At 34.9% G+C, this 26,363-nt stretch carries 24 protein-coding genes; 12 read left to right on the top strand and 12 right to left on the bottom strand.

Annotated features, from left to right (window positions below; translation table 11 throughout):
- Positions 1 to 57 precede the first annotated feature (57 nt).
- The 3 genes from cysS (at position 58) to yidD (ending at position 2,273) form a co-directional block, all read left to right on the top strand.
- Positions 58 to 1,539: a cysteine--tRNA ligase gene (cysS, locus tag ACQY29_RS11985; RefSeq protein WP_428225416.1), complete on the top strand. Its 1,482-nt coding sequence runs from the start codon at positions 58 to 60 to the stop codon at positions 1,537 to 1,539.
- A gap of 80 nt (positions 1,540 to 1,619) precedes the next feature.
- The gene (locus tag ACQY29_RS11990) at positions 1,620 to 1,985 is read left to right on the top strand and encodes a hypothetical protein (RefSeq protein WP_428225417.1); all 366 of its coding nucleotides are present in this window, start codon (positions 1,620 to 1,622) and stop codon (positions 1,983 to 1,985) included.
- Positions 1,986 to 2,048: 63 nt separating this feature from the next.
- The gene (yidD, locus tag ACQY29_RS11995; RefSeq protein WP_428225418.1) at positions 2,049 to 2,273 is read left to right on the top strand and encodes a membrane protein insertion efficiency factor YidD; all 225 of its coding nucleotides are present in this window, start codon (positions 2,049 to 2,051) and stop codon (positions 2,271 to 2,273) included.
- 61 nt (positions 2,274 to 2,334) lie between these two features.
- Here yidD and ACQY29_RS12000 read toward each other — a convergent pair whose 3' ends face one another.
- On the bottom strand, positions 2,335 to 2,685 hold the full coding sequence (locus ACQY29_RS12000; RefSeq protein ID WP_428225419.1) for a 4Fe-4S dicluster domain-containing protein: 351 nt from the start codon (positions 2,683 to 2,685) through the stop codon (positions 2,335 to 2,337).
- Between the two features lie 147 nt (positions 2,686 to 2,832).
- Between ACQY29_RS12000 and ACQY29_RS12005 the strand changes: the two genes are divergently transcribed.
- From ACQY29_RS12005 to ACQY29_RS12035, 7 genes are all read left to right on the top strand, one after another.
- A complete protein-coding gene (locus ACQY29_RS12005; protein ID WP_428225420.1) occupies positions 2,833 to 3,912 on the top strand; it encodes an acyl-CoA reductase in 1,080 nt (359 codons plus the stop codon).
- 130 nt (positions 3,913 to 4,042) lie between these two features.
- A complete protein-coding gene (gene serC, locus ACQY29_RS12010; protein WP_428225915.1) occupies positions 4,043 to 5,113 on the top strand; it encodes a 3-phosphoserine/phosphohydroxythreonine transaminase in 1,071 nt (356 codons plus the stop codon).
- A 26-nt stretch (positions 5,114 to 5,139) separates the two neighbouring features.
- A complete protein-coding gene (yiaA, locus tag ACQY29_RS12015) occupies positions 5,140 to 5,544 on the top strand; it encodes an inner membrane protein YiaA (protein WP_428225421.1) in 405 nt (134 codons plus the stop codon).
- Positions 5,545 to 5,605: 61 nt separating this feature from the next.
- A complete protein-coding gene (locus tag ACQY29_RS12020) occupies positions 5,606 to 6,556 on the top strand; it encodes a D-2-hydroxyacid dehydrogenase (protein WP_428225422.1) in 951 nt (316 codons plus the stop codon).
- A gap of 55 nt (positions 6,557 to 6,611) precedes the next feature.
- Positions 6,612 to 7,229, top strand: coding sequence for a DUF937 domain-containing protein (locus ACQY29_RS12025; RefSeq protein ID WP_428225423.1), 618 nt, complete (start codon positions 6,612 to 6,614; stop codon positions 7,227 to 7,229).
- A gap of 173 nt (positions 7,230 to 7,402) precedes the next feature.
- Entirely contained in the window at positions 7,403 to 7,840 is a 438-nt protein-coding gene (locus tag ACQY29_RS12030; protein ID WP_428225424.1) for a DUF6146 family protein, read from the top strand.
- A gap of 27 nt (positions 7,841 to 7,867) precedes the next feature.
- Positions 7,868 to 8,173: a DUF6787 family protein gene (locus ACQY29_RS12035; protein WP_428225425.1), complete on the top strand. Its 306-nt coding sequence runs from the start codon at positions 7,868 to 7,870 to the stop codon at positions 8,171 to 8,173.
- 116 nt (positions 8,174 to 8,289) lie between these two features.
- On the opposite strand, the gene ACQY29_RS12040 is transcribed toward ACQY29_RS12035, so the two are convergent.
- On the bottom strand, positions 8,290 to 10,749 hold the full coding sequence (locus ACQY29_RS12040; RefSeq protein ID WP_428225426.1) for a hypothetical protein: 2,460 nt from the start codon (positions 10,747 to 10,749) through the stop codon (positions 8,290 to 8,292).
- A 28-nt stretch (positions 10,750 to 10,777) separates the two neighbouring features.
- On the bottom strand, positions 10,778 to 14,596 hold the full coding sequence (locus tag ACQY29_RS12045) for a SprB repeat-containing protein (RefSeq protein WP_428225427.1): 3,819 nt from the start codon (positions 14,594 to 14,596) through the stop codon (positions 10,778 to 10,780).
- 672 nt (positions 14,597 to 15,268) lie between these two features.
- Here ACQY29_RS12045 and ACQY29_RS12050 point away from each other — a divergent pair.
- Entirely contained in the window at positions 15,269 to 18,769 is a 3,501-nt protein-coding gene (locus ACQY29_RS12050) for a reprolysin-like metallopeptidase (RefSeq protein WP_428225428.1), read from the top strand.
- Between the two features lie 328 nt (positions 18,770 to 19,097).
- A complete protein-coding gene (locus tag ACQY29_RS12055; RefSeq protein WP_428225429.1) occupies positions 19,098 to 19,586 on the top strand; it encodes a hypothetical protein in 489 nt (162 codons plus the stop codon).
- 44 nt (positions 19,587 to 19,630) lie between these two features.
- On the opposite strand, the gene ACQY29_RS12060 is transcribed toward ACQY29_RS12055, so the two are convergent.
- The 9 genes from ACQY29_RS12060 to ACQY29_RS12100 all read right to left on the bottom strand — a co-directional run bounded on the left by ACQY29_RS12060 (position 19,631) and on the right by ACQY29_RS12100 (position 26,310).
- The gene (locus tag ACQY29_RS12060; RefSeq protein WP_428225430.1) at positions 19,631 to 20,071 is read right to left on the bottom strand and encodes a hypothetical protein; all 441 of its coding nucleotides are present in this window, start codon (positions 20,069 to 20,071) and stop codon (positions 19,631 to 19,633) included.
- 6 nt (positions 20,072 to 20,077) lie between these two features.
- The gene (locus tag ACQY29_RS12065; protein ID WP_428225431.1) at positions 20,078 to 20,434 is read right to left on the bottom strand and encodes a hypothetical protein; all 357 of its coding nucleotides are present in this window, start codon (positions 20,432 to 20,434) and stop codon (positions 20,078 to 20,080) included.
- 68 nt (positions 20,435 to 20,502) lie between these two features.
- Positions 20,503 to 21,681 carry an AIR synthase related protein gene (locus tag ACQY29_RS12070; RefSeq protein WP_428225432.1) on the bottom strand — a complete coding sequence of 393 codons (1,179 nt, stop codon included), beginning with the start codon at positions 21,679 to 21,681 and terminating at the stop codon, positions 20,503 to 20,505.
- Positions 21,682 to 21,757: 76 nt separating this feature from the next.
- The gene (locus ACQY29_RS12075; RefSeq protein ID WP_428225433.1) at positions 21,758 to 22,630 is read right to left on the bottom strand and encodes an OmpA family protein; all 873 of its coding nucleotides are present in this window, start codon (positions 22,628 to 22,630) and stop codon (positions 21,758 to 21,760) included.
- A 78-nt stretch (positions 22,631 to 22,708) separates the two neighbouring features.
- Positions 22,709 to 23,461 carry a LytR/AlgR family response regulator transcription factor gene (locus ACQY29_RS12080; RefSeq protein WP_428225434.1) on the bottom strand — a complete coding sequence of 251 codons (753 nt, stop codon included), beginning with the start codon at positions 23,459 to 23,461 and terminating at the stop codon, positions 22,709 to 22,711.
- 439 nt (positions 23,462 to 23,900) lie between these two features.
- Complete coding sequence (locus ACQY29_RS12085; RefSeq protein ID WP_428225435.1) at positions 23,901 to 24,269, bottom strand: 2TM domain-containing protein; 369 nt, start codon at positions 24,267 to 24,269, stop codon at positions 23,901 to 23,903.
- A gap of 1 nt (position 24,270) precedes the next feature.
- Complete coding sequence (locus ACQY29_RS12090; protein ID WP_428225436.1) at positions 24,271 to 24,573, bottom strand: 2TM domain-containing protein; 303 nt, start codon at positions 24,571 to 24,573, stop codon at positions 24,271 to 24,273.
- 119 nt (positions 24,574 to 24,692) lie between these two features.
- Entirely contained in the window at positions 24,693 to 25,001 is a 309-nt protein-coding gene (locus tag ACQY29_RS12095) for a 2TM domain-containing protein (RefSeq protein ID WP_428225437.1), read from the bottom strand.
- 1 nt (position 25,002) lies between these two features.
- Positions 25,003 to 26,310 (bottom strand): 2TM domain-containing protein, encoded by a 1,308-nt coding sequence (locus tag ACQY29_RS12100; RefSeq protein ID WP_428225438.1) that lies wholly within the window; start codon positions 26,308 to 26,310, stop codon positions 25,003 to 25,005.
- Positions 26,311 to 26,363 lie beyond the last annotated feature (53 nt).

A 26,363-nucleotide genomic window follows, 5' to 3' on the forward strand; every position in this document is an offset into this window, starting at 1 on the left:
GTTTTTTCGGAAACAATAAACCCTTATACTTTTATACCTTTTTAAACTTATAAAAAAATGCATTTATATCAATCAAATCCTATAAAAGTTTACAACACCCTTAGTGGTGAAAAAGAAACATTCGTACCTGTTCATGAAGGCAATATCGGTATGTATGTCTGCGGACCTACCGTATACAGCCATGTACATTTAGGTAACGTACGTACTTTTATGAGTTTTGATGTTATTTATCGTTACTTATTACATTTAGGGTATAATGTACGTTATGTGCGTAACATTACCGATGCTGGGCATTTAACCGATGATGGCAATGTAGATAATGACCGATTTGTAAAGCAATCGCGTTTGGAAAAATTAGAACCTATGGAAGTTGTACAAAAATATACGGTGTACTTCCATAAAGTATTGGATTTATTCAATTTCTTACCTCCAAACATTGAGCCTACAGCTACGGGACATATTGTAGAACAAATTGAGTTGACTCAAAAACTAATAGACAAAGGATTGGCTTATGAAAGTCAAGGTTCGGTTTATTTTGATGTAGAGGCCTACAACAAACAAGGATTGAATTACGGCGAATTAAGCAATAGAAATATTGACGATTTACTAGCTAATACAAGAGATTTAGACGGGCAAAATGAAAAGAAAAACCCTCAAGATTTTGCCTTATGGAAGTCTGCTTCTCCTGCACACATCATGCGTTGGAACTCACCTTGGGGCGAAGGTTTCCCTGGATGGCATTTAGAGTGTACTGCCATGAGCACAAAATACTTGGGCGAACAATTTGACATTCATGGGGGGGGTATGGATTTAAAATTCCCACACCACGAATGTGAAATTGCGCAAGGTAAAGGCTGTAACGGTACTTCTCCAGTAAAATACTGGATGCACGCCAATATGCTCACCATGAACGGATTACGCATGAGCAAATCAACTGGGAATTTCATTTTACCTATGGAATTAATCTCAGGGGATAATACCTTTTTTGAGAAAGCATTTAGCCCAAGCATTATTCGTTTTTGCTTCTTACAAGCACATTACAGAAGCGAATTAGACATTTCTAACGATGCTATGGTTGCTAGCGAAAAAGGCTATAATCGCTTGATGGAAGCTATCAAATTAGTCGGGAACTTACAAGCAAGTACGCAATCAAGTTTAGATATTCAAGCATGGGTACAAACCTGTTATGATGCCATGAACGACGATTTCAACACGCCAATTTTAATCGCGCAATTGTTTGAAGGTACGCGTTATATCAATTTGGTTAACGATGGTAAAGAGACACTAACCGCTGAAGATATTGCATTGATTCAACAAACCTTACATCATTTTGTATTTGATATTTTAGGTATCGAAAATGCTCAATCAGCAAGTAATCACTCTGAAAAATTAGATGGTGTAATCGAAATGTTGATTGAAATGCGCAAAGAAGCACGCGCTAATAAAAACTGGGCAATGTCAGACCAAATTAGAGACCAACTTTTAGCCATAGGCATCCAATTGAAAGATGGTAAAGAAGGAACAAGTTTTACATATTAATATTGAACTCCCCTAGTTGGGAGTTTTTTTATACAAAAAAGTGTAATTTTAAGTTACAATTCAAATAACAAACATAGAATATGAAACAAAAACTTCTCCTTTTGGATAGTATAGGGGCATTTTTTTCAGGCATTTCTCTATATGTAGTAAGTCAATTTGAGTCCATCTTCGGAATCAGCCAACAAATATGCAACCAACTGATACTTTTTCCATTTTTGTTTAGCCTATTTTCTATTTCAGCTTATTTATGGTCTAAACATCAATGGCCAAAATACATTAAAACGATTGCCCTTGCTAACCTATTATATTGCTGTTTGACCACTGCTATTATGCTAATTAACTATGGAGAACTAAGCTTTTTAGGCATTAGTTATTTTATCATTGAAATTATTATTCTTAGCCTATTAGCATTTTATGAATTAAAAATAGCTCAGAGGAAAAACTAAAAAACAATTCCCTTATTAAATTCAAATATTGATGTAATTTAGCTCCAGAATATATACAAAATCATGTTGAAGAAAATCTTTATAGGAATACTCGTTTTTTTTGTTCGCATCTACCAATACATCATTTCCCCTTTAATGCCAGCGACGTGCAGGTATCAACCTACATGCTCCCATTATATGGTAGAAGCTTTAAAAAAACATGGTCCACTTAAAGGTCTTTTTTTAGGAATAAAAAGAATCCTAAGTTGCCATCCTTGGGGTGGTAGCGGTTATGACCCTGTTCCGTAAAAACCATAAAAAAAGACCGATAAAACATCGATCTTTTTATAAGTTTACTCTAGCAAATTATTTATTCATTATGCAAAAACGCTTGTCTATTCAATAGCGTTTCTTCGCTTTCCACATGGTTATCATCTGGAATACAACAATCTACAGGACATACAGCTGCACATTGAGGCTCTTCGTGAAATCCTTTACACTCAGTACATTTTCCTGGAACAATATAATAAATATCATCCGAAACAGGCGTTTGCGCTGCATCTGCATCTACTTCAGTACCATCTGGTAAAACTAACTTTCCTGAAAGACTCGTTCCATCTTTCCATCTCCAATCGTCAGCGCCTTCATAAATTGCAGTGTTTGGACATTCCGGCTCACATGCCCCACAGTTAATACATTCGTCAGTGATTATAATTGCCATTCTATTTTGCTTTATGCTTTATGCCTAAGGCTAAAAAGCTATTTTTACTAAATTACAAAAGCTTATAGCACGAGACATACTGTTTAATACTAAAAAGCTTATTTTTGTACAAAATTACATTGTAAACTACATATAAGCAAGAAACCCATGTCACAAAAGGAAATAATTATTGCATTTACTGAATTAGGAAAATTCTTAAGTCAATTCCAATTGGAAGCTAACACCCAACATCCTGACGTAAAACACAACGCCGACTTTTTTGACAAATTTTCAGAATTAATTTTACTATCACAATCACACAACGGTTGGTTTACCCCAGAACAAGTCTATTTTTCAGTACAATCTTGGGCAGAAGCATTGACCGAAGAAAATTTAAACGAATGGCTTTCTGCTTCAAAAACTACTGGAGAAGCTTACACTTTTAATACAAATACTCCCAAAACCATCGGATTAATTTTAGCTGGAAATATTCCTTTGGTAGGTTTTCATGATTTTATTTCTGTTTTGGTAAGCGGAAACAAAGTGCTTGCTAAATTATCCTCTAACGACCAAAAACTTTTACCTTTTTTAGCGCAATATCTAATAGCTGTTGAACCTAAACTAGCCGAACGCATTTCTTTTTCTGAAGGAAAATTAGAAAACTTTGATGCCGTTATTGCTACAGGAAGCAACAATACGGCTCGTTATTTTGAATACTATTTCAGAGATAAACCCTCAATCATTCGTAAAAACAGAAATTCAGTAGCGGTTTTAAACGGTCAAGAATCGAGAGAAGATTTGTTCCAATTAGGAGAAGATATCTTCAGATATTTTGGTTTAGGCTGTCGCAATGTTTCTAAATTATTTGTTCCAAAAGGCTATGATTTCAAACTGTTTTTTGAAGCCATTTTCCCTTACGGAGAAATTATTCATTATGAAAAATACGCCAATAATTACGATTATAACAAAGCGGTTTTCCTAATGAGTTTATTCCAAATTTTGGACAATGAATTCTTGACAATTAAAGAAGATACAAGTTACGCCTCTCCTATTTCATCTGTTTTTTATGAATTTTATGAAGATTTAGACAATGTGGCTACTAAATTAGCAACTGATACTGATTTGATTCAATGTGTGGTTTCAAATCAATTAATCGCTAACAGTATTCCTTTTGGACAAACACAAAAACCAAAACTTTGGGATTATGCTGATAACGTAGATACTATTGCATTTTTAAACCAATTATAATATGGCTTCTAAATTTTTAGACATCATCAAAAAACAAAAGGAACAAGAGGTGCACCAACACCAACCTAATTTCAATTTGGAAGCAAAAGTGAATGCTAACCGAGTTCACAGCAAACTAAAACACAACACTATGAAAAAACACAATTACAGCGCGGGACCTTGCATACTTCCGCAAGAAGTTTTTGAAAAATCGGCACAAGCCATTTTAGATTTTAATCAAATGGGCTTATCCTTATTAGAAATTTCACACCGCAGTGATGAGTTTGTAGCTGTAATTGAGGAAGCACGCACACTCGTTTTAGAATTATTAGGTTTACAAGGCAAAGGATACCAAGCCTTGTTTTTACATGGGGGAGCCAGTTTAGAGTTTTTGATGGTGCCTTATAATTTAATGAAAGTGAATGGAAAAGCGGGCTACCTTGAAACAGGTACTTGGGCCAGTGGCGCTATTAAAGAAGCTAAACTTTTTGGTGAAACCTTAATTTTAGGCTCTTCAAAAGAAGCTAACTTCAACCATATTCCTAAAGGGTACGAAATCCCTAAAAGCTTAGATTACTTTCATTGCACGAGCAATAATACCATTTATGGTACACAAATGAAAGCATTTCCTGAAGTAGATACTGTTAGGGTGTGTGATATGAGTTCTGATATTTTTTCAAGAACTTTAGATTTTTCAAAATTTGATTTAATTTATGCTGGAGCTCAAAAAAATATGGGTCCAGCAGGAGCAACTTTAGTGGTTGTTAAAGAGGAAATTCTTGGCAAAACGGGACGTACTATCCCATCTATGCTGGATTACCAATTACATATAGCCAAAGAAAGTATGTACAATACCCCGCCTGTTTTTTCTATTTATGCCTCGTTACTCAATTTGCAATGGTTGAAAAAACAAGGAGGTATTGCTGGAATTGAAAAAATAAACAATGCGAAAGCGGAATTACTTTATGCTGAAATAGACCGAAATCCATTGTTTAAAGGTACAGCAGTCAAAGAAGACCGAAGCTACATGAATGCTACTTTTGTTTTAGAAAATGAAGCCCACACGCCTATTTTTGACCAAATATGGGAACAAGCGGGTATTTCTGGCTTAAAAGGACACCGTTCTGTGGGAGGCTATCGGGCGTCACTTTACAATGCTTTACCTTTAGAAAGTGTTCAGGTATTAGTAGATACCATGAAAGCATTAGAAAACAAAGTTTAATATAAATTCAAACAACAAATTAAAAAATGAATCAAAAACCATCAAATGCATTTATTGCAGCTTCTTGGATTGCTTTAGGAGCAGGTATTGCAGGCTATTTAATTGGTCTAGTAAGAGCTGAAATGTTACTCAATGAAAAAGGATATTATTTCACTGTATTAATGTACGGTTTATTTTCTGTAATTTCTTTACAAAAAAGTGTTCGAGACAAACTGGAAAACATTCCAGTGACGGATTTATACTATGGATTAAGTTGGTTTTCTACTATTATATCCATCGTTCTCTTAACCGTTGGGTTGTGGAATGCAACTTTATTACCTAGCGAAAAAGGGTTTTATGCTTTTGCCTTTTTATTAGCCATTTTTGGTGCTATCACGGTACAAAAAAACACGCGCGATGCGCAACCTATCGCCGTATCAAAACAAGATTAATACACAAACTACTGCCCTTATAGTTACTCTTGGGCAGTAGTTTTTTTAAAATATAAAATCAATGAAAATTCTTGCTAACGACGGGCTTTCTGCCAATGCTATTTCTAAATTAACTGAAAACGGACACGAAGTGCTTACTACGAAAGTTGCTCAGGAACAATTGGCTAATTATATCCAAAAAAATGAAATAGAAATTCTAATTGTAAGAAGTGCTACCAAAGTTACTCAAGAAATCATCCAAGCTTGTCCTACTCTAAAATGTATCGGAAGAGCTGGAATTGGCTTAGATAATATCGACCTTGCAACCGCTCAATCAAAAGGAATTGCTGTTTTTAATACTCCAGATGCATCGGTGAATGCTGTAGCTGAATTGGCAATAGGTCATCTGATTGCTGGTGCACGCTATTTGCATGATGCCAATAGAAATATGCCTTTAGACGGAGACACACAATTCAATCAATTGAAAAAAGTCTATTCCAATGGTTTAGAGTTAAAAGACAAAAAATTAGGTATCATTGGTTTTGGCAAAACAGGTAAAGCAGTTGCTCAAAAAGCTTTAGCATTGGGCATGGAAGTACTAGCTACAGGAAAAGAAAAAGGAATTGAAAACGTGACTCTTTCATTTTTTAACCATCAAACCCTAACCTTACCAGTAACCCTTCTTCCTATGGAAGAACTTTTACCTCAAGTAGATTTTATTTCCATACATGTTCCCGCTCAAAATGAATACTTGTTAACACAAAAAGAATTTGAGCTAATGAAACATGGCGTAGGAATTATCAATACTTCAAGAGGTGAAGTAATCAATGAAGTAGACTTAATTAACTACTTAGAAAACAAAAAAATAAGTTTTGCAGGATTAGATGTTTTTCAAGACGAACCTACGCCCGCTGTTCAATTATTAATGCATCCTGATATTTCTTTAAGCCCACATATTGGTGGAGCTACTGTAGAATCTATCGAACGATGCAGTATGGAACTCGTAGAAAGAATTCTAAACCATTTTAACTAAGTTTTAATTTAATATTCCGTAATTTTATAGTTACTAACTAAATAAAAAACGTAAAATGTCAGGAATTTTAGATTTAATCAACAGCGATTTAGGCAAGCAAATTATAGGAAATATTAGTAATCAAGTAGGAACTAGCGAAGGAGAAACCTCTTCCGTGTTGACTTCTGCTCTACCTCAATTAGTCAATGCTATGCAAAACAATGCTTCTTCAGCAGATGGAGCTAGTGGCTTATTAGGTGCACTTATGAGTGGCAAGCAAGGTGGCTTATTAGACAATATTGGCGGTTTACTAGGTGGTGGTTTAGATACAGAAGATGGCGGAAAGATTTTAGGTCATGTGCTTGGTGGCAATCAGTCAGAATTAGAAAACAATTTAAGTCTAAGTTCAGGAGTACCAACAGACAAAATTGGTTCTATTTTAAAGATGGCAGCTCCTTTATTAATGGCTTTTTTAGCTAATAAAGCAAAAGATAGCAATGTTCAAAACGGTTCTGATTTAGGTGGTTTACTTGGAGGTTTACTAGGTGGTTCAGGTGCATCAGCAGGTGGTTCCGTATTAACATCAGTTCTAGACCAAGATGGTGATGGACAATTAGGAATTAACGATGCGGTAGCAGCTGTTTCTAAAAAAGGAGGTTTGGGAGGTTTGTTAGGCAAACTTTTTGGAAAATAATACTGTTTAAAGAAGTTTAAAATATAATCTCATATTAAAACAAACCTAACAAGCATAAATACTTGTTAGGTTTTATTTAAAGTTATACTTTAGATATCTTAACCTTAAGTGTTAATATTCTAAACCGTACATTTTTGCATGATTTTTGTGGTATATTAAAAAAGACTTAACTAATGAAAGCAATATTTTTCTTTTTAGGATTTTTGTCTTTGACGGTGTCTTGTCAATCACAAACATTTGATGCTTCAAAAAATAATGAGGCTAATGCTAAAGTTATCAAAGGTGATACCATTAAAATTGCCAATGAAGAAACAGAATACGAAGTCATCATCATAGACCCTGGCTATTCCTCTTGGTTATACAGTCGTGCCTTACCCAGAGGTTATTATTCTTTGAGCTATTTAGAGAACAAAAATCAATTATGGATACAAGAGTGGAACAACCGCGTGATGCAACCACAACGCTTTAATCCAAATTTATACGAAATGCAAATCAATTACGACCGTACCCTACGTTATGGCTATGAAGTCAATTATTTAATTTATAACTACCTGGTTTATTTTCAAAACGCAAATAACCAACAATTATTTGGCAGAGTTCCCCCTCGTTAAGTATATTTGTACAAACGAATGTAACTCATGAACAAACTAAAAGAACGCTGGGGTATCACTTCCAATTGGCAATTGACTGTAATTTTTATTGTATTTGCTATTAATGGTTCGTTATCGGCTAAAATATCAGGATATTTGATGAAGTTTTTGGGTTTAACCAAAGAAAACCTGCATTGGTCTATCTATTATGTCCTCTTTTTTGTTCTTGTTCTTCCTCTTTATCCTTTTATGCTTATGGTATTTGGGTGGCTGTTTGGGCAATCTAAATTCTTTTTCCCTTTTTCAAAAAAATTATTAAAATCGATTGGATTGGGTTTTATATTCTCAAAATAACAAATCAATATAAAAGCGATATTCTCCACTAGAAATCAAAAAAAGAGGCCATATTAAGATACAGCCTCTGTTAAAGTTATTAACCAAATATTCTTCAAACACTTTGCTATTATAAATTAATTGTCATTTTGAGAGAGTACTTTTTTAATTTGTACCCCTTTATCTGTAACAATTCTCACAAAGTACAATTTACCTCTACCCACACTAAATTCTGGTTGTATTTTATATTCTTTGCCTTTATAAACATTTCTATCTACTTCATTGAGTAACAAAGTACCTCTTGAATCGTACATTTGGATATTTACATCTGATTTAGAATCAAAATCATAAACTATATTTATCTCTTTTTCAAATGGAACTGGATATGAACTAAACAAAGCAGGTTCTTCTTCAATAGAAATTTCCTCTGTAATGGTTAAAGGAGAGTATAATACTGGTACTTCAATTCTACACTCATCAAAACCTCTGTTAATTGCATCAACAGCACCATTTACTTCAGAAGCAGAAACTGTAGTAACAACACCTCCTAAAACGTCATTGGCTAATTTAAACAAATCTTTCACAGTAGGAGTTGCTCCAGCACCCCAGTAATTAATTACATTATTGGATATACTAAATACTTGACCAGGATCATTTGGATCAACATCATCTGTACCACAACCTACTTCAGCAACTGTTTTGAAATCAGATTTCAGTTTTACATTACCAAGGGAACTATCCATAGAAATATTAAAGAACAACGTCATGGTTTGACTCAATAAATTATTATTGATAGAACCGCGTTTTCCTTTAGCATAATTTAACGGATCGCTATCCGTTTGCCAAGTTGATGGAACATCATAGGTAGCCCATCCAACTAATTTTCTTGGAGTCCCACCTCCAGGTAACATTCTAAAGATATTATTATCAGATGCTATTGGTTTACCTATAATATCAGATAATTTCAATCTAAAATAATTACCATTAGCATAACTACCAAAATCAAAATAGTCTCCTGGTTGTGCATCAACAGCCGCTGCCATAATAGCTTGTGCTTTAGACAAAGTTCCATTAGGTAAACATGCATTTCCATTTACATTTCCGTAGAAACCTTGAGTGTAGGAACAATGGGTGGTTTCACAAGGAATTAATTCAATTGTAATTTCAGCACTATCTTTACAATCATTATTATCTTTGATGGAAATTAAATGTCCTCCAGCACCTAATCCTGTAAATTCATAAGGAGAATTTGCTGTAAAATAATTACCTCCATCAATACTTAACATATATGTCCCTAAACCACCTGAAAATATTGCTACTATACTTCCTGTTTTTGTGCCATCACAGGTTTCTGGTTTTGCTTCAAGATTAATTTGTAACGCTGTAGGTTGACCCACTGACTCGCTTCCTTCAATTATACATCCATTTGCATCTTTGACTACCCAAGTGTAGGTTCCTGCTGTTAAATTGCTGTATGATGCTGGGGATGCTTTTGCTTCAAATCCACCTCCGTTAAAGTTTACTTCATATGGTGATGTACCACCGCTAAAAGTAACTGTTACTGAACCATCATTACCTGCATTACATTTTACATCGGTATGGTTATCGCTAGCTTCTAATTCCGTAGGTTGCCCCACAATCTCGCTTCCTTCAATTATACATCCATTTGCATCTTTGACTACCCAAGTGTAGGTTCCTGCTGTTAAATTGCTGTATGACGCTGGCGATGCTTTTGCTTCAAATCCACCTCCGTTAAAGTTTACTTCATATGGTGATGTACCACCGCTAAAAATAACTGTTACTGAACCATCATTACCTGCATTACATTTTACATCGGCATGGCTATCACTAGCTTGTAACGCTGTAGGTTGACCCACTGACTCGCTTCCTTCAATTATACATCCATTTGCATCTTTGACTACCCAAGTGTAGGTTCCTGCTGTTAAATTGCTGTATGATGCTGGGGATGCTTTTGCTTCAAATCCACCTCCATTAAAGTTTACTTCATATGGTGATGTACCACCGCTAAAAGTAACTGTTACTGAACCGTCATTGCCTGCATTACATTTTACATCGGTATGGTTATCGCTAGCTTCTAATTCCGTAGGTTGCCCCACAATCTCGCTTCCTTCAATTATACATCCATTTGCATCTTTGACTACCCAAGTGTAGGTTCCTGCTGTTAAATTGCTGTATGACGCTGGCGATGCTTTTGCTTCAAATCCACCTCCGTTAAAGTTTACTTCATATGGTGATGTACCACCGCTAAAAGTAACTGTTACTGAACCGTCATTGCCTGCATTACATTTTACATCGGTATGGTTATCGCTAGCTTCTAATTCCGTAGGTTGCCCCACATTCTCGCTTCCTTCAATTATACATCCGTTAGCATCTTTGACTACCCAAGTGTAGGTTCCTGCTGTTAAATTGCTGTATGACGCTGGGGATGCTTTTGCTTCAAATCCACCTCCGTTAAAGTTTACTTCATATGGTGATGTACCACCGCTAAAAGTAACTGTTACTGAACCGTCATTGCCTGCATTACATTTTACATCGGCATGACTATCGCTAGCTTCTAATTCCGTAGGTTGCCCCACATTCTCGCTTCCTTCAATTATACATCCGTTAGCATCTTTGACTACCCAAGTGTACGGTTCCTGCTGTTAAATTACTGTATGATGCTGGGGATGCTTTTGCTTCAAATCCACCTCCGTTAAAGTTTACTTCATATGGTGATGTACCACCGCTAAAAGTAACTGTTACTGAACCATCATTACCTGCATTACATTTTACATCGGCATGGCTATCACTAGCTTGTAACGCTGTAGGTTGACCCACTGACTCGCTTCCTTCAATTATACATCCATTTGCATCTTTGACTACCCAAGTGTAGGTTCCTGCTGTTAAATTGCTGTATGATGCTGGGGATGCTTTTGCTTCAAATCCACCTCCGTTAAAGTTTACTTCATATGGTGATGTACCACCGCTAAAAGTAACTGTTACTGAACCGTCATTGCCTGCATTACATTTTACATCGGCATGACTATCGCTAGCTTCTAATTCCGTAGGTTGCCCCACATTCTCGCTTCCTTCAATTATACATCCGTTAGCATCTTTGACTACCCAAGTGTAGGTTCCTGCTGTTAAATTGCTGTATGATGCTGGCGATGCTTTTGCTTCAAATCCACCTCCATTAAAGTTTACTTCATATGGTGATGTACCACCGCTAAAAGTAACTGTTACTGAACCGTCATTGCCTGCATTACATTTTACATCGGTATGGTTATCGCTAGCTTCTAATTCCGTAGGTTGCCCCACAATCTCGCTTCCTTCAATTATACATCCATTTGCATCTTTGACTACCCAAGTGTAGGTTCCTGCTGTTAAATTGCTGTATGACGCTGGCGATGCTTTTGCTTCAAATCCACCTCCGTTAAAGTTTACTTCATATGGTGATGTACCACCGCTAAAAATAACTGTTACTGAACCGTCATTGCCTGCATTACATTTTACATCGGTATGGTTATCGCTAGCTTCTAATTCCGTAGGTTGCCCCACATTCTCGCTTCCTTCAATTATACATCCGTTAGCATCTTTGACTACCCAAGTGTAGGTTCCTGCTGTTAAATTGCTGTATGACGCTGGCGATGCTTTTGCTTCAAATCCACCTCCGTTAAAGTTTACTTCATATGGTGATGTACCACCGCTAAAAGTAACTGTTACTGAACCGTCATTGCCTGCATTACATTTTACATCGGCATGACTATCGCTAGCTTCTAATTCCGTAGGTTGCCCCACATTCTCGCTTCCTTCAATTATACATCCGTTAGCATCTTTGACTACCCAAGTGTAGGTTCCTGCTGTTAAATTACTGTATGATGCTGGGGATGCTTTTGCTTCAAATCCACCTCCGTTAAAGTTTACTTCATATGGTGATGTACCACCGCTAAAAGTAACTGTTACTGAACCATCATTACCTGCATTACATTTTACATCGGCATGGCTATCACTAGCTTGTAACGCTGTAGGTTGACCCACTGACTCGCTTCCTTCAATTATACATCCATTTGCATCTTTGACTACCCAAGTGTAGGTTCCTGCTGTTAAATTGCTGTATGATGCTGGGGATGCTTTTGCTTCAAATCCACCTCCGTTAAAGTTTACTTCATATGGTGATGTACCACCGCTAAAAGTAACTGTTACTGAACCGTCATTGCCTGCATTACATTTTACATCGGCATGACTATCGCTAGCTTCTAATTCCGTAGGTTGCCCCACATTCTCGCTTCCTTCAATTATACATCCGTTAGCATCTTTGACTACCCAAGTGTAGGTTCCTGCTGTTAAATTGCTGTATGATGCTGGCGATGCTTTTGCTTCAAATCCACCTCCATTAAAGTTTACTTCATATGGTGATGTACCACCGCTAAAAGTAACTGTTACTGAACCGTCATTGCCTGCATTACATTTTACATCGGCATGACTATCGCTTGCTTGTAATGCTGTAGGCTCTATTATTTTTGCTGGACATGCTGAACCTGTATCTACATTGGTAGTTGCATCAGTAGAAATAGCAACATAATCTCCTGCATACAAATTTGAAAAAGCTACTGGTGTCCCATCCTGATTAATACCTAAAGAAGATGCCACTGGATTAACTAAATCAGGAAGTTTGAACAAATAAACATTATAAGGCAAAATTCCTCCTGTAGGTGTGACAGTTATAGAACCTGTATTTGCTCCATTACACTTAACATCTACTGCTACACTATTACAACTCACAGCACAACCGTAGCGTAAAGTCCATGTGGCACTACATTGATTTTCACATCCCGTCACACTATCTTTAATCACCCAAGTAACGGTAACTGAGGTACTTATTATAGTGGGATCCGCAAAAGCTAAAATTAAAGGAGCGTCTCCAATATTTGGAGGAGTAGCACCTGCACTATAATTATACGAACGAGTTACCACTAAATTACCTGAGGACTTTGGTCCTAAATTCAACCAAGCTGCAAAATCGGTATTAGCTTGAGATTGAGCAATATTCTGACTGACACCACATAAAACAGGGGCCGATTCATTTGAAGGGCATTGTATCAGAGGAAGTGCATTAACTGTAACTACTGCGGTATCTGCATTATTACATTCATTTTGATCGCTAAAACTATATGTTACATTATACTGTCCTGGCGACAGATTACTTGCATCGAATAAACCTGTACTCGAAACGTTATTTCCACTCCAAGTTCCACCGGGCGGTGAAACTGAAAGCTGAACAGAACTTCCCACACAAACCTTATTATCTACTGCATCTACAATTGGAAGTGGTCGTATGGTAGCCAAAACAGGGGTTCTTTCACTTTCACAACCATCAACAGTACAGGACACATAGTAAGTGGTAGACTGAGAAATGGAAGGTGTATTGAAAGAGGAACCAGTCCCTAAAACTAACCCACCTGCTGATGAAGCATACCAACTTAATGTTCCATTACATCCTGAGGCTGATAAAGCAACACTTCCTGCTCCACATCTGGCATTAGGACCAACAATTGGCGAATTTGGTACTCCTGAAAATCCACCAGCAACAAAATCTTGTAATGAAGCGGTCAGAGATTGTGAATTTCTTGTCTCTAATAAGAATTTTTTAAAACATGGACTTATACCTTGAATAGAACCTAAATCTAAACTACCTTCAAAAAATAAAGGAGGAGGATAAGTACCTGGATCGCCAAATTTAGGGTCAAAATCCCATTGTTCCCCATTAAACATCACATTGTTAGGAGCATTATAAGTTTGTGTATTGGTTTTTATAAGAGCATTTACTTGATTATCATCGATCTGGACTAACCCTCCAGGAGAATTAGCGGTTTTATTACTCCACACATACACATTAGGTTTAGCATTTCCTCCCCCATTTGTGAAATTACTTATAATTAAGATATCTCCGTTAGAATGTTCACCATTAAAACTCGTTGGACTAGCATTAGGTCCTACATTATTTAAGAAAAACCAGAAGCCAATTTGAGAATCTCCATTTTGCGCAGCTCTATCCCCAAAAAAATACAAGGTATTTCCTATTAAAACCGCACCAGCGTTAGCGATGTCACCTTTATCATTAGAATTTCCTAAAGCCCATTTCCAATTAGCAGCTGGAGAGGCATCCCCGTCTTGAGAACCTCCCGTCCATTGATCGTCAACATTTGAATTAAAAGGGTCGTGTCGGAAAGCCTTTTTAGTATTATTAGCATCATTCAATGCAGAAGGCCAATCGCTTGGATTTCCATCAATGGAAATTTGAGCCCAAATAGTTGACGTATAAAAAGGACTAAGAATCAAAAAAAGGAAGAATAGATATTTTTTTCTGACTAAATCATAAAATTTGCAAAGCCATTCATCTGAATGACAAACCGCTTTACTGTATAAATTGAATTTTTTTTTCATAACGATTCGATTTAAAATAAAAACATTTTAAAACTTACCATGCTAATAGTAAATTTTTTAAAATCACATAATGCTATCTAGTATATTTTATAAATACATTTTAATTACAACAATGTGATTTAGATTTGGAGTAAGAATAATTTTTCCAAATTAAAATTGGAATTTTAACATTAAGGAATAAGCATGTTATCTTACAAAAGTACCTTTTTGGCTTTATGTGGTGGTATTTCAAATTGCTAAGCAATCACATGAACCATAAAACCGTCTATAGATTTAATACCGAATCATAGAAACTGTAAAAAAAGCAATGTTTAATTTGGTCATTTAACCTGTAAAGAAGAGATTAATGCGGTATTTGAAGTAAATTATAAAATTTAATCTCCTAAAGAGTATTGCTATTCTATATCAAATTCAGTTTAAATTCTCACACAACAAATTTAATTCATTTTTAATGAGTAAAGAATAATCTTTCAAAAGAAAAAAAACTATTCGATTAAAAACCAAATAATTACGACAAACTACTTCATTCATATTACTATTATTCTAAAAATAATTGTAAGCTATTTCCGTGAAAGTTTAAATTTCAATGCATTTCATCGATTATTTTGTTAACTTCATCGATAATTCAAATATAACTAATTAATTTTGACATAGTTACAAAAAAATAATACTATGAAAAAACTAATCTTTATTACATCGTTATTCATCAGTTTGCTTGGATCTGCACAAAACGAAAATAATCTTTGGGAAAAAACAACTACTAATTCAACAGCTTACAAAAAAGTAAATTTTAACCTACCTCAAAACAATATTTATAAATTAGATGAAATTACTTTGATTCAAAAACTAGCAAAAGCACCAAGCAAAAACGCTAGCAAAGCATCAAATATTATTATCAGCTTACCAAATTCAAAAGGAGTTTTAGAATCATTTCAGGTATTTGAAAACTCTAGTCTAGCTCCAGAATTAGCTGCAAAATATCCTGAAATCAAATCCTATACCGCGATTAGTACCTCTGTTCCTAATCAACAAGCGTATCTTAGTATTTCTCCATTGGGTTTAAAAGGTATGATCATCAGTTCTAATTCAGTAACATCCTATATAGAACCAATCGATGCTAAAAATTCTTTATATACTATTTATAAAAGCACTGAAAATAGCATTAAAACTGATTTTGATTGTGCGCATAAAAAAATTGAAAATTTAACCCAAAAAAAGGCAAATAGTTTCACTGCTCGTGGCGCTGACGATAGTAAATTGCGTACAATCCGATTAGCTGTGGCTTGTACAGGAGAATATGCTGCTTATTTTGGAGGATCAAAAATAAATACTTTAGCAAGTATCAATAATACCATTACTAGAATCAACGCAGTATATGAACGTGATTTTGGAGTTCGTTTGCAATTAGTAGCAAATAATGATTTATTAATTTATACAGATCCTTCTACAGATCCTTATTCTGATTTTGCTACGAAATACAACTGGGGGGTAGAAAACCATAACAACCTTTCAACAATAATTGGCCTTTCTAATTTTGATATGGGGCATTTATTTGGTGCAGGAACTGGAAACTGTGGTGATGCTGGTGGAATAGGTTCAGTTTGTTCCGATTTATATAAAGGCAGAGGGTATACATGTGCGTACTCTGGAGCTTATCAAGGAGATACATTTGATATAGCCTTTGTAGCACACGAAATGGGACACCAATTAGGAGCAAATCATTCCTTTACTTACAAAACAGAAAGCGGCTCATTAGCACAAATGGAAGTAGGAAGTGGCTCTACCATCATGAGCTATGGTGGTACTACGATAAAAGATTATCAGGCTTATAAAGATGCTTATTTTCATGCCATCAGTATTCAAGAAGTAACCGATTATATCAAAACTAAAACCTGCCCAATAGCAACTTCTACAGGTAATACCGTACCAGTTGCAAATGCTGGTTTAGATTTTACAATTCCTAAAGGAACTCCTTTTATGTTAACAGGTACTGCGTCTGATGGAAATAGCAACGATCTTTTAACTTATACTTGGGAACAAATGGATTTAGGGAGCGCAACTGCTACTGTACCAACTGCTACTGCAACTACAGGCCCTTTATTCCGTTCATTCGCTCCAAGCAATAATTCAACTAGATATTTCCCTACTATGACTACAATTCTAGCCGGACAAACTACTACTTCAGGAGTTTATATTGCTTCAGAAACATTACCTTCAGTGGCTCGTACGTTAAACTTCCGTTTAACTGTTCGTGACAACCGTGCAGGTGGTGGAGCAAACAATACGGATGACATGATCGTTACTGTAGACGGGGTTGCTGGTCCTTTTTCGGTAGATACACAAAATACAACTGCATCATATGTAGGTGGTTCTACACAAACTGTTAACTGGACGGTAGCCGGTACGAATGCGAATGGGGTGAATTGTGCCAATGTGGATATCTTATTATCAACGGATGGCGGTCAAACTTTCCCAATCACTTTAGCCGCTGGAACTCCAAACGATGGTTCACATAATGTAATCCTACCGAATGTAGCAGGGACAACTAACCGTATAATGGTAAAAGGAAGCAATCATATTTTCTTTGATGTTAACAATGCTGATTTTACCATCACTGCGGGCACCACAGTTGCAGACACCACATCTCCTTCAACCGTGACTGTTTCAGCTTCTGGCACAACAGCTTCAGCAACAAATTTATCATGGACAGCGGCAACAGACAATATAGGAGTGACTGGGTATAACGTATATCAAAACGGTGTTTTAAAAACAACGACAACCGCTACCTCTTTAGCCGTATCAGGTTTATCAGCATCTACAACTTATAGTTTTTATGTAGTAGCAAGAGATGCTGCAGGTAATACTTCTGCAAACAGCAATACTGTAACGGTAACAACAGCCGCGGCAGCAGACACCACAGCTCCAACTACTGTTTCAGCATTAGCATCAGGTACTACAGCTTCAGCAACAAATTTATCATGGACCGTTGCAACAGACAATATAGGAGTGACTGGGTATAACGTATATCAAAACGGTGTTTTAAAAACAACGACAACCACTACCTCTTTAGCTGTATCAGGTTTATCCGCATCCACTACTTATAATTTTTATGTAGTGGCAAAAGATGCTGTAGGTAATACTTCTGCAAACAGCAATACTGTAACGGTAACAACTGCGGCAGCAGCGGACACCACAGCTCCTACTACTGTTACAGCTTCGGCATCAGGTACAACTACTTCAGCAACGAATTTATCATGGACAGTGGCGACAGACAACACAGGAGTAACTGGCTATAACGTATATCAAAACGGGGTTTTAAAAACAACGACAACCGCTACATCCTTAGCAGTGTCAGGTTTATCAGCTTCTTCTGCTTACAACTTTTATGTAGTGGCTAAAGATGCAGCGGGGAATCTTTCTGCAAACAGCAATACTGTAACGGTAACCACTACAGCCGTAGCTCCTACTTACTGTACTTCAACAGGGGGGACTAGCAAAGAATACATCAACAGAGTTCAAATAGGAACTATCAACAATTTATCAGGTAACAACTATGGGTATGGAAACTTCACAGCGCAATCAACCAGCTTAAGCATAGGTGCTACGGCTACCATCACGGTAACCCCAGGATGGAATGGCGCAGCAGGGTTTGAAGCTTATAATGTATGGATTGACTTTAATAAAAATGGTTCTTTTGATGCTAATGAATTGGTATTTACTAAATCTAAAACAAAAGCAACTTCGGTGAGTGGTAGCTTTACAATTCCAAGCACAGCGTTAACAGGTGCTACTAAAATGAGAGTATCTATGAAAAATAGTGTTTTACCCACTGCTTGTGAAACTTTTACAACTGGCGAAGTGGAAGATTACACCATAAACATTGCCTCTACAACTGCTCGTTTAGAATCTAGTACTACCACTGCTAAAAACATTGAAAATAGCAAATTAAATTTTAGTGTGTATCCAAACCCTGTAGAAGATTCAACACTGTATTTTGAAGGAATTGAAGCTCAAAATACAAGTTATAAAATATATAATCTAATGGGACAAAACATTGCTAAAGGAAATATTGAAAATAACGCTATAAACTTAAATGAAATAAGTAGCGGTACGTACATTATAGAAGTTTCTGATGGTTTTACTTCTAATACAAAAAAATTCATCAAAAAATAAATCACTTTTTTGTAACTGGAAAAGGTGGCATTTTGTCACCTTTTTTTATTAGAATTGCAAACAAATAAGATAGATATTATATTTAAAATGGGGATAACTCTATTGCAAAAATTACTTAATTCGTAATGATTTATTTATTAAATTATCCATTCCGAACTTAAAACTCTTACACTGACAGATTAATAAAACATTCATTATAAATGAAAACATACGACGAAGTTCAATTCGGAAAATAAATAACATATTCTAAAATCTAGTTTCGAAATATTTTAAAATATTTGACGTTAAAATTCTTATAAATGAACATCAAAAATAAAAGGAAAACGTCATGAAAAAAATTGTTTATACATTTCTATTTGCATTAGGCATTTGTAGCCAAACGAATGCTCAAGATATATCTAAAAACGCAATAGGGGTTAGATTAGGTGATAACCATGGTTTTGGAGGAGAGATCTCCTATCAAAGAAAATTTTCTGATGAAAATAGACTTGAAGCAGATTTAGGATTTAGAAATAGAGATAATTTTAGCGCTTTCAAACTTACAGCTTTATACCAATGGGTAGGTGAAATTGATAATGGTTTCAATTGGTATTTAGGTGCTGGTGGAGGTGTAGGCTCATGGAAAATAGATGGCAAGTATGGTGATGGCAGTGGATCATTTTTATTCGCAGCAGGAGATGTAGGAGTCGAATACAACTTTGAAGGCGTGCCTTTTCAAATCTCACTAGATTATCGCCCAGAATTATACTTTAGCAATGATTATGGTAAAGGTCTGCAAAATGATATTGCTTTAGGAATCCGATATAAATTTGATTAAATATTAGAGGCTGTCCAAAAAGACAGCCTCTTTAATAATATATTTTACCCTTTAAACTTCCAATCAAATTCATCTTCTTTATCGTTGAAAACTGCTCCGAGTTCAAAACGAATTACACGATTGAATTCTACTTGAAAAATCATCCAATTGGATTCATTAAAGAAATTATCAACCGAGTCAAATGATTCTACTTCTAAGGCTTTGAAATTCTTAGATTGCAAAAGTGTTTCCACTGTACTAATTTCTTTACCTAAAAACGCCGTTTCAAACAATGTCAATGAGGGATTGGAACAAATGATATACCCCATCTTAAAATCTTCATCTTCGTAGAATGTCAAACGCAATTGTTGCGCATTATACAAGTAAATCAGATTCCCTTCTTCGTCATCAAATTGCTTATCAGGGGTTCCGTATATTTTTTCAACATCTTTGGTTTTCATTCCAAAAACCAATTGGTCAATTCCTATTTTGGGTGTAATTTTCATCTTCTTTTATTCAGCAAATTCATCATAACGCATGGGTACCTGTGGGTCATACAAAGGACATTTGAATTCCTCCATAATTTGGCACAATTTCTCCATATCGGTTCCTTTAGTCCCATAGCAATTTATCAAAACACTTTGAGGTGTAGTCACCAAGTGAAAAGCTCCTACGCCTGCGGTATTTTTAAAACTGGTTTCATCTAAACGTTCCCATTTTGAAAATACTTTAGCTATGCGATTTATAATCACCTCAATTTGTAATTCTTCTAAACCATCAATTGTTTCTTGCTCTAACAAGCGCTCATAAACTTCATGATTGTTTAGATAAACTTCTTCTTTGTATTTCCAAAATAACAATTCGTACATATTGAATTTAAAATTTAGAATTCTGATTTAGAATTTAGAAATTAATCCTTTTTGATAAATTTAAAAATCTAGTACTCAAAGGTACCGTATTCCGATTGAATGGTCAATTTTTTAGTTTCGCTTGCTTCTACTCTACCCACAATTTGAGCTTCGATAGCAAATGATTTTGAAATTGCAATAATGTCTTCAGCAATTTCAGCGGGAACGTACAATTCCATACGGTGTCCACAGTTGAATACTTGATACATTTCTTTCCAATCGGTTCCTGATTGTTCTTGAATTAATTGGAATAAAGGAGGTACGGGGAATAAATTGTCTTTAATAACGTGTACATTATCTACAAAATGCAACACTTTTGTTTGTGCACCACCACTACAATGTACCATCCCGTGAATGGTTGCTGGCGAATATTGCTCTAAAATCTTTTTAATTACTGGTGCATAAGTACGTGTAGGCGAAAGTACTAATTTACCGGCATCGATAGGCGAATTAGCTACGACATCCGTTAAATTTACATTTCCTGAATATACTAAATCCGAGGGCACTGATGCATCATAACTTTCAGGGTATTTAGAAGCCAACTCGTTAGCAAACACATCATGACGAGCAGAAGTCAATCCGTTACTTCCCATACCACCGTTATAAGAAGATTCGTAACTCGCTTGTCCATAAGATGCTAAACCTACAATGACATCACCCGCTTGAATATTAGCATTATCGACTACCTCTGAACGTTTCATACGCGCTGTTACCGTAGAATCGACAATAATTGTACGTACTAAATCGCCCACATCCGCAGTTTCGCCACCTGTAGTACGAATGGTTACGCCAAAGTTTTTTAATTCTTCAATCAACTCTTCCGTACCATTGATAATAGCCGAAATCACTTCACCTGGAATTAAGTTTTTGTTACGACCTATGGTTGAAGAAAGCATGATATTATCTACTGCTCCCACACATAATAAATCGTCGATATTCATGATTAGAGCATCTTGAGCAATTCCTTTCCAAACCGACATATCGCCAGTTTCTTTCCAGTACATATAGGCCAAAGACGATTTTGTACCTGCACCATCAGCGTGCATAATTAAACAATAGTCTTCATCGCCTGTTAAATAATCAGGAACAATTTTACAAAATGCTTTTGGAAATAATCCTTTGTCAATGTTTTTGATGGCATTGTGTACATCCTCTTTAGATGCAGAAACACCACGCATAGCATAACGCTTAGAAGTATCAGAACTCATAAATATTTAGTTGTGTGGCGCAAAGATAAAAAGAACTTACAAGTTATAAGTGATAAGTGATAAGTTTTTTGGGAGTCTAATTGGAAACAATTTCTATTTCTACTCTTCTATTTTGAGCACGTTCTGCTTCGGTTTGTTCAGGCACCGAAAATATAGGTTGTGTACTACCAAAACCACGGTAAGACATGCGTGCTTTAGCTATATTTTTCATTTCTAAAAATTTATAAACCGCACGTGCTCTTTGAGTTGATAAATCCTGTTTGTCCGATTTTACACAACATACATGCCCTTGTATGTCAATTTTCAAATTTGGATTTTGTTGCATTACTACGAGCAATTCATACAATTTTCCACGAGATTCTTTGGTAATAGCAAAAGTATTAAGTACAAAATTAAGATTTTCTAATTTTAATTTTTCTCCTGGTTGAGCTCCATTTAAGGTTTGCATAAAAGCAACATCTAAAAGAATTTCTGATTCCGAACCATCTGGATTTCCAATGATGATACTTTTGGGATAATAAACCACTTGCTTTTTGGGTGTATCCGTAATTTGTTTCCCTAAGATTATCGCTTCTTTATGCAAATCTTTTTCTTGTAAATAATACACCACTACTTTTCGATTCTCGGACTTTATTTGAGATTGTTGATGCATTTCTCCAAAGCTAATCTTTTTGAAATCCTCGCGAATTTTAACTTGATTTTTAAGCAAATTAAAAACCGTTTCAACTCTTTTTTTAGCTAAAGTATCGTTGTATTGATTGGTTCCATCTTCATCGGTGTACCCACTGATGGTTAAAATTTTACTAGATTTATTTTGAGTAATCCATTTTTCTAATTGCTTCATTTCAGCAACAGCTAACTCATGTTTATTACTTTGAAAAAAAACAGAAAATTGCTCCTGACCGAACATACTAAAATTCAATACTAAAAAAAACAGAATTTTTTTCATTTTCAATACTTATTTAATCTTATTACAATGTAACTTTTTAGCATTAGAAATTGAAAAATAAAAGGTAAAATTTTAAGTCTACCCTATCCATTCTTTAAAATCACTAACTTTTTCTCTAGCCACAATAACCTCATCATCTTTATAAGTCGGTAAAATCAATTTTAATCGTGAATTACTATGCATTTGAATCTCTTTAATAGTTTTTAATGGCACAATAAATTTTCGGGACACACGGTAAAACTCTTTGGGATTCAATTCGGTTTCAAGTTGTTCTAAAGTTCCATCTAATAAGTAGTCACGATTATCTAAGGTATGTAAATATGTTCCTTTATCTTGACTAAAAAAACATTCTACTTCTTCTATATCAATTAATTTTAATTGTTGTCCTAATTTTACAGTAAAACGTTTGCGGTATTCTTTGCCAACAGGGTTTACTAACATGCGTTTTATCATGTCGAAGTCTAGTGATAACTGTTGCGGTTGCACACGTTGCTTGTATTTAGTAACGGCAACTTCTAAGTCATCTTCATCTATTGGTTTTAATAAATAATCAATACTATTCAATTTAAAAGCACGCAAGGCATATTCGTCATACGCCGTGGTAAAAATTACGGCACTTTTAATTTCTAAGGTTTCAAAAATTTCAAAAGATAAACCGTCAGACAATTGAATATCTAAGAAAATTAAATCGGGATGTGTATTATTTTGAAACCACTCTAAAGCGTCTTCTACAGAATGCAATAATTGGTTTACTTGCAAACCTAATTTTTCAACTTTACGTTGTAATAACCTTGCTGCTGGTTTTTCGTCTTCTATAATAATGATATTCACGGAGGTAAATTATGAATTGTGAGTTATGAATTATGAGTTATCAGTTATGAGTTATGAGTTATCAGTTATGAGTTATCAGTTATGAGTTATCAGTTATGAGTTATCAGTTATGAGTTATGAGTTATCAGTTATGAGTTATCAGTTATGAGTTATCAGTTATGAGTTATCAGTTATGAGTTATCAGTTATGAGTTATGAATTATGAATTATGAGTTATCAGTTATGAGTTATCAGTTATGAGTTATGAGTTATGAGCTATAAATTACAGTTTATCAATTATCTGAATACTAAGTAATGATTATTGAACACTGATTACTGAATACTGAATACTGAATACTGAACACTGACTACTGAACACTGATTACTGAACACTGACTACTGAACACTGATTACTGAACACTGATTACTGAACACTGACTACTGACTACTGAATACTAAAATCACTCCCATTTATTTCCTTTTTGCTTGTCCATTAATTCTTGTATTTTGCGTTCTTCCCAGTTACTTCCCAAGATAAAATTAGGTAAAAATACGGATAACGCATGAGTTAACAAGCCAATTCCCCAAAAGAAAGCCGTATAAAAATTATGCCATTGAAAGTAGGATTCACCAGCATCTAATTGCTGAATATTGACAATTATTATCATGATATTGATGATAACATACACGAATAAGTGCGTATAAAATCCTTTTATTTTCTTGACGCGCTTGTATGCCTCATAATAACGCGCTTCGCCTTCATTTGCTGGTACAAAATGACGCATTTTGCGGCGTTCTTCTCTTCTTTCATTTCTATCTTGATGATTCATGTTATTCGTATTTTTGTTGGTTCTTTTTTTCTTCTTCCATAAACTCACGGATTTTTCGCTCTTCCCAATTTTTAGACATAAACTTGATGTCAAATGCCTTTAAACCATGAAATAACAACCCAATAGCCCAACCCATCATGGGTAAATAAAACCAAATATGTTCTGGGGAATATTTTAAATTGATAAAAACTAAAAAGCCAATAACACACACATACACTATTAAGTGAGAATAAAATTCTTTGATTTCTTTTACTTGTGCTTTCACTTTTTGATATCGTTCGTAATCTTGATTATAATTATCCATTTTTTATTTTTTTTTAGTTAAAAGATGCTTCTTTCTCAGCTTGACATACTGCGTGAGTAGCATGTTCAGTAGCTTCGTACTTTCCTCATCTCTGAACACTGTAAACTGAGCACTGAATACTAAAATTGCTTCTCCTTTTCCATTATTTCTTTAATCTTTCTATCTTCCCAGTCTTCTCCAAAAAACAATTCACTGATAAACATTTGAAAGATTTCTACAGCCATCACAAAAGTCCAAATTCCCATTACAAAACCATTCAGAAAGTGAATAGGAAAAAAGTTGAGTGCTAAACCACAATAGGTTTTTAGTAAATACAATGACAACCCAATCATGTAAATAAAAAGATGTGTATAAAACTTTTTCAATTTTCGCACACGTTCTTTAGCGAGTTCTAATCGAAGTTCTTCTTTTGATTTTACTAGTTCCATATTAGTTCCATTTGTTTTTTTGTTCGTTATCTTTATTTAATATTTCTTGTATTTTTCGTTCTTCCCAATTTTTGACAAAACCAAAAACTTCAAAAGCGTGAAAGAAAACTCCCATTCCCCAACCTAAAGTTGGAAACCAAAACCACAAAAAATCAGAGGTTTTTAAGTTAATAAAAATAAGGAACGGAATCACACAGCAATATGAAATTAAATTTCCATAAAACCCACGCAGTTGTTCCACGCGTTCTTTTGCTTTAGTGTAAGCTAAATTTTCGTTATAAATATTTTGAGTTTCCATAATCGTTATTTGTTTTGTTAAAATAGGGAGTAGCACCCTAAAAAAATCTGAATTTTCCTCAACCATCACTTTACGTGCCGAAATCAGCGCATAGCGATTCACAATATTTTGCAATCCAACACCTTTACGGTCTTGGAGTACTTCTTTTTTCTGTAAATTATTCTCAACAATTAAATACCCATTGTCGATATAAATTTTAATATGCAAAGGTTTTTTTTCGCTTACAACATTGTGCTTAATCGTGTTTTCAAGTAATAGTTGTAAGGATAACGGAACCACTTTTGCTTCGGCATTAGTAAAATCTGTAGGCAATTCAAAACTAATACTATTCTCAAAACGCATTTTTAACAGATTCATATAAGTTTTAGCAAAGGCTAATTCTTCTTCTACAGAAATTAATTCCTTATCTTTTTGTTCTAACACATAGCGGTACACTTTTGACAAAGAAGTAGTAAATCGTTGTGCTTGGTCGGGATTTTCTTCAATCAAAGAAGTCAATACATTTAAACTGTTGAAAAGAAAATGCGGGTCAATTTGATTTTTTAAGCTTTCAAATTGTGCCGATGCTGTTCCTGCAATTACTTTTTGTTCTTTTAATTTTTGCTCCTGATTGGATCTATAAAAATAAACCAAGTGAAAAATTAATACAATAACTACAGTAATTAAAGAGCTAAAAAAGTAATCGGCCTTATGTTGATTTTTGAAAAAATACGAAATGGTTTGCCCTTTCATTAAAACTTGAATTATAAATCTGGAAAGAAACACTCCCAAAAGTCCAATAGGAATACTCCCTAAAAAACCAATAATAAACCGCTTAGGACCAATAGTTTCAATTTTAACTTTATTATAAATCAAACTGAAATAGGTTTCATTCAAAGTTCCTATTACAAAACCATAAACTGCATAATATACGAAGTTATAAAGCCATTTGAAATTCAATACAGCCTCGTTATCTAAAAAATATTCGACCAAACTTAAAAAAAGAAATAGAAAAATATTAATGATAAACATTATTCGAAATTTTTTCAAAAAAACTTGCATCAGTCTATGATTTTTGTAACAAA

The organism is Flavobacterium sp., assembly GCF_965262375.1.
Classification (GTDB): domain Bacteria; phylum Bacteroidota; class Bacteroidia; order Flavobacteriales; family Flavobacteriaceae; genus Flavobacterium.

Excerpts from the sequence above, each read along its gene's own strand:
- ACQY29_RS12065 (WP_428225431.1), bottom strand. The coding sequence starts at position 20,434 with ATGTACGAATTGTTATTTTGGAAATACAAAGAAGAAGTTTATCTAAAC.
- ACQY29_RS12020 (WP_428225422.1), top strand. The coding sequence starts at position 5,606 with ATGAAAATTCTTGCTAACGACGGGCTTTCTGCCAATGCTATTTCTAAA.
- ACQY29_RS12090 (WP_428225436.1), bottom strand. The coding sequence starts at position 24,573 with ATGGATAATTATAATCAAGATTACGAACGATATCAAAAAGTGAAAGCA.
- ACQY29_RS12075 (WP_428225433.1), bottom strand. The coding sequence starts at position 22,630 with ATGAAAAAAATTCTGTTTTTTTTAGTATTGAATTTTAGTATGTTCGGT.
- ACQY29_RS12060 (WP_428225430.1), bottom strand. The coding sequence starts at position 20,071 with ATGAAAATTACACCCAAAATAGGAATTGACCAATTGGTTTTTGGAATG.
- ACQY29_RS12005 (WP_428225420.1), top strand. The coding sequence starts at position 2,833 with ATGTCACAAAAGGAAATAATTATTGCATTTACTGAATTAGGAAAATTC.
- ACQY29_RS12035 (WP_428225425.1), top strand. The coding sequence starts at position 7,868 with ATGAACAAACTAAAAGAACGCTGGGGTATCACTTCCAATTGGCAATTG.
- ACQY29_RS12000 (WP_428225419.1), bottom strand. The coding sequence starts at position 2,685 with ATGGCAATTATAATCACTGACGAATGTATTAACTGTGGGGCATGTGAG.
- ACQY29_RS12070 (WP_428225432.1), bottom strand. The coding sequence starts at position 21,681 with ATGAGTTCTGATACTTCTAAGCGTTATGCTATGCGTGGTGTTTCTGCA.
- ACQY29_RS12100 (WP_428225438.1), bottom strand. The coding sequence starts at position 26,310 with ATGTTTATCATTAATATTTTTCTATTTCTTTTTTTAAGTTTGGTCGAA.
- cysS (WP_428225416.1), top strand. The coding sequence starts at position 58 with ATGCATTTATATCAATCAAATCCTATAAAAGTTTACAACACCCTTAGT.
- ACQY29_RS12095 (WP_428225437.1), bottom strand. The coding sequence starts at position 25,001 with ATGGAACTAGTAAAATCAAAAGAAGAACTTCGATTAGAACTCGCTAAA.
- ACQY29_RS12025 (WP_428225423.1), top strand. The coding sequence starts at position 6,612 with ATGTCAGGAATTTTAGATTTAATCAACAGCGATTTAGGCAAGCAAATT.
- ACQY29_RS11990 (WP_428225417.1), top strand. The coding sequence starts at position 1,620 with ATGAAACAAAAACTTCTCCTTTTGGATAGTATAGGGGCATTTTTTTCA.
- serC (WP_428225915.1), top strand. The coding sequence starts at position 4,043 with ATGAAAAAACACAATTACAGCGCGGGACCTTGCATACTTCCGCAAGAA.
- ACQY29_RS12085 (WP_428225435.1), bottom strand. The coding sequence starts at position 24,269 with ATGAATCATCAAGATAGAAATGAAAGAAGAGAAGAACGCCGCAAAATG.
- ACQY29_RS12055 (WP_428225429.1), top strand. The coding sequence starts at position 19,098 with ATGAAAAAAATTGTTTATACATTTCTATTTGCATTAGGCATTTGTAGC.
- ACQY29_RS12050 (WP_428225428.1), top strand. The coding sequence starts at position 15,269 with ATGAAAAAACTAATCTTTATTACATCGTTATTCATCAGTTTGCTTGGA.
- yidD (WP_428225418.1), top strand. The coding sequence starts at position 2,049 with ATGTTGAAGAAAATCTTTATAGGAATACTCGTTTTTTTTGTTCGCATC.
- ACQY29_RS12030 (WP_428225424.1), top strand. The coding sequence starts at position 7,403 with ATGAAAGCAATATTTTTCTTTTTAGGATTTTTGTCTTTGACGGTGTCT.
- yiaA (WP_428225421.1), top strand. The coding sequence starts at position 5,140 with ATGAATCAAAAACCATCAAATGCATTTATTGCAGCTTCTTGGATTGCT.
- ACQY29_RS12045 (WP_428225427.1), bottom strand. The coding sequence starts at position 14,596 with ATGAAAAAAAAATTCAATTTATACAGTAAAGCGGTTTGTCATTCAGAT.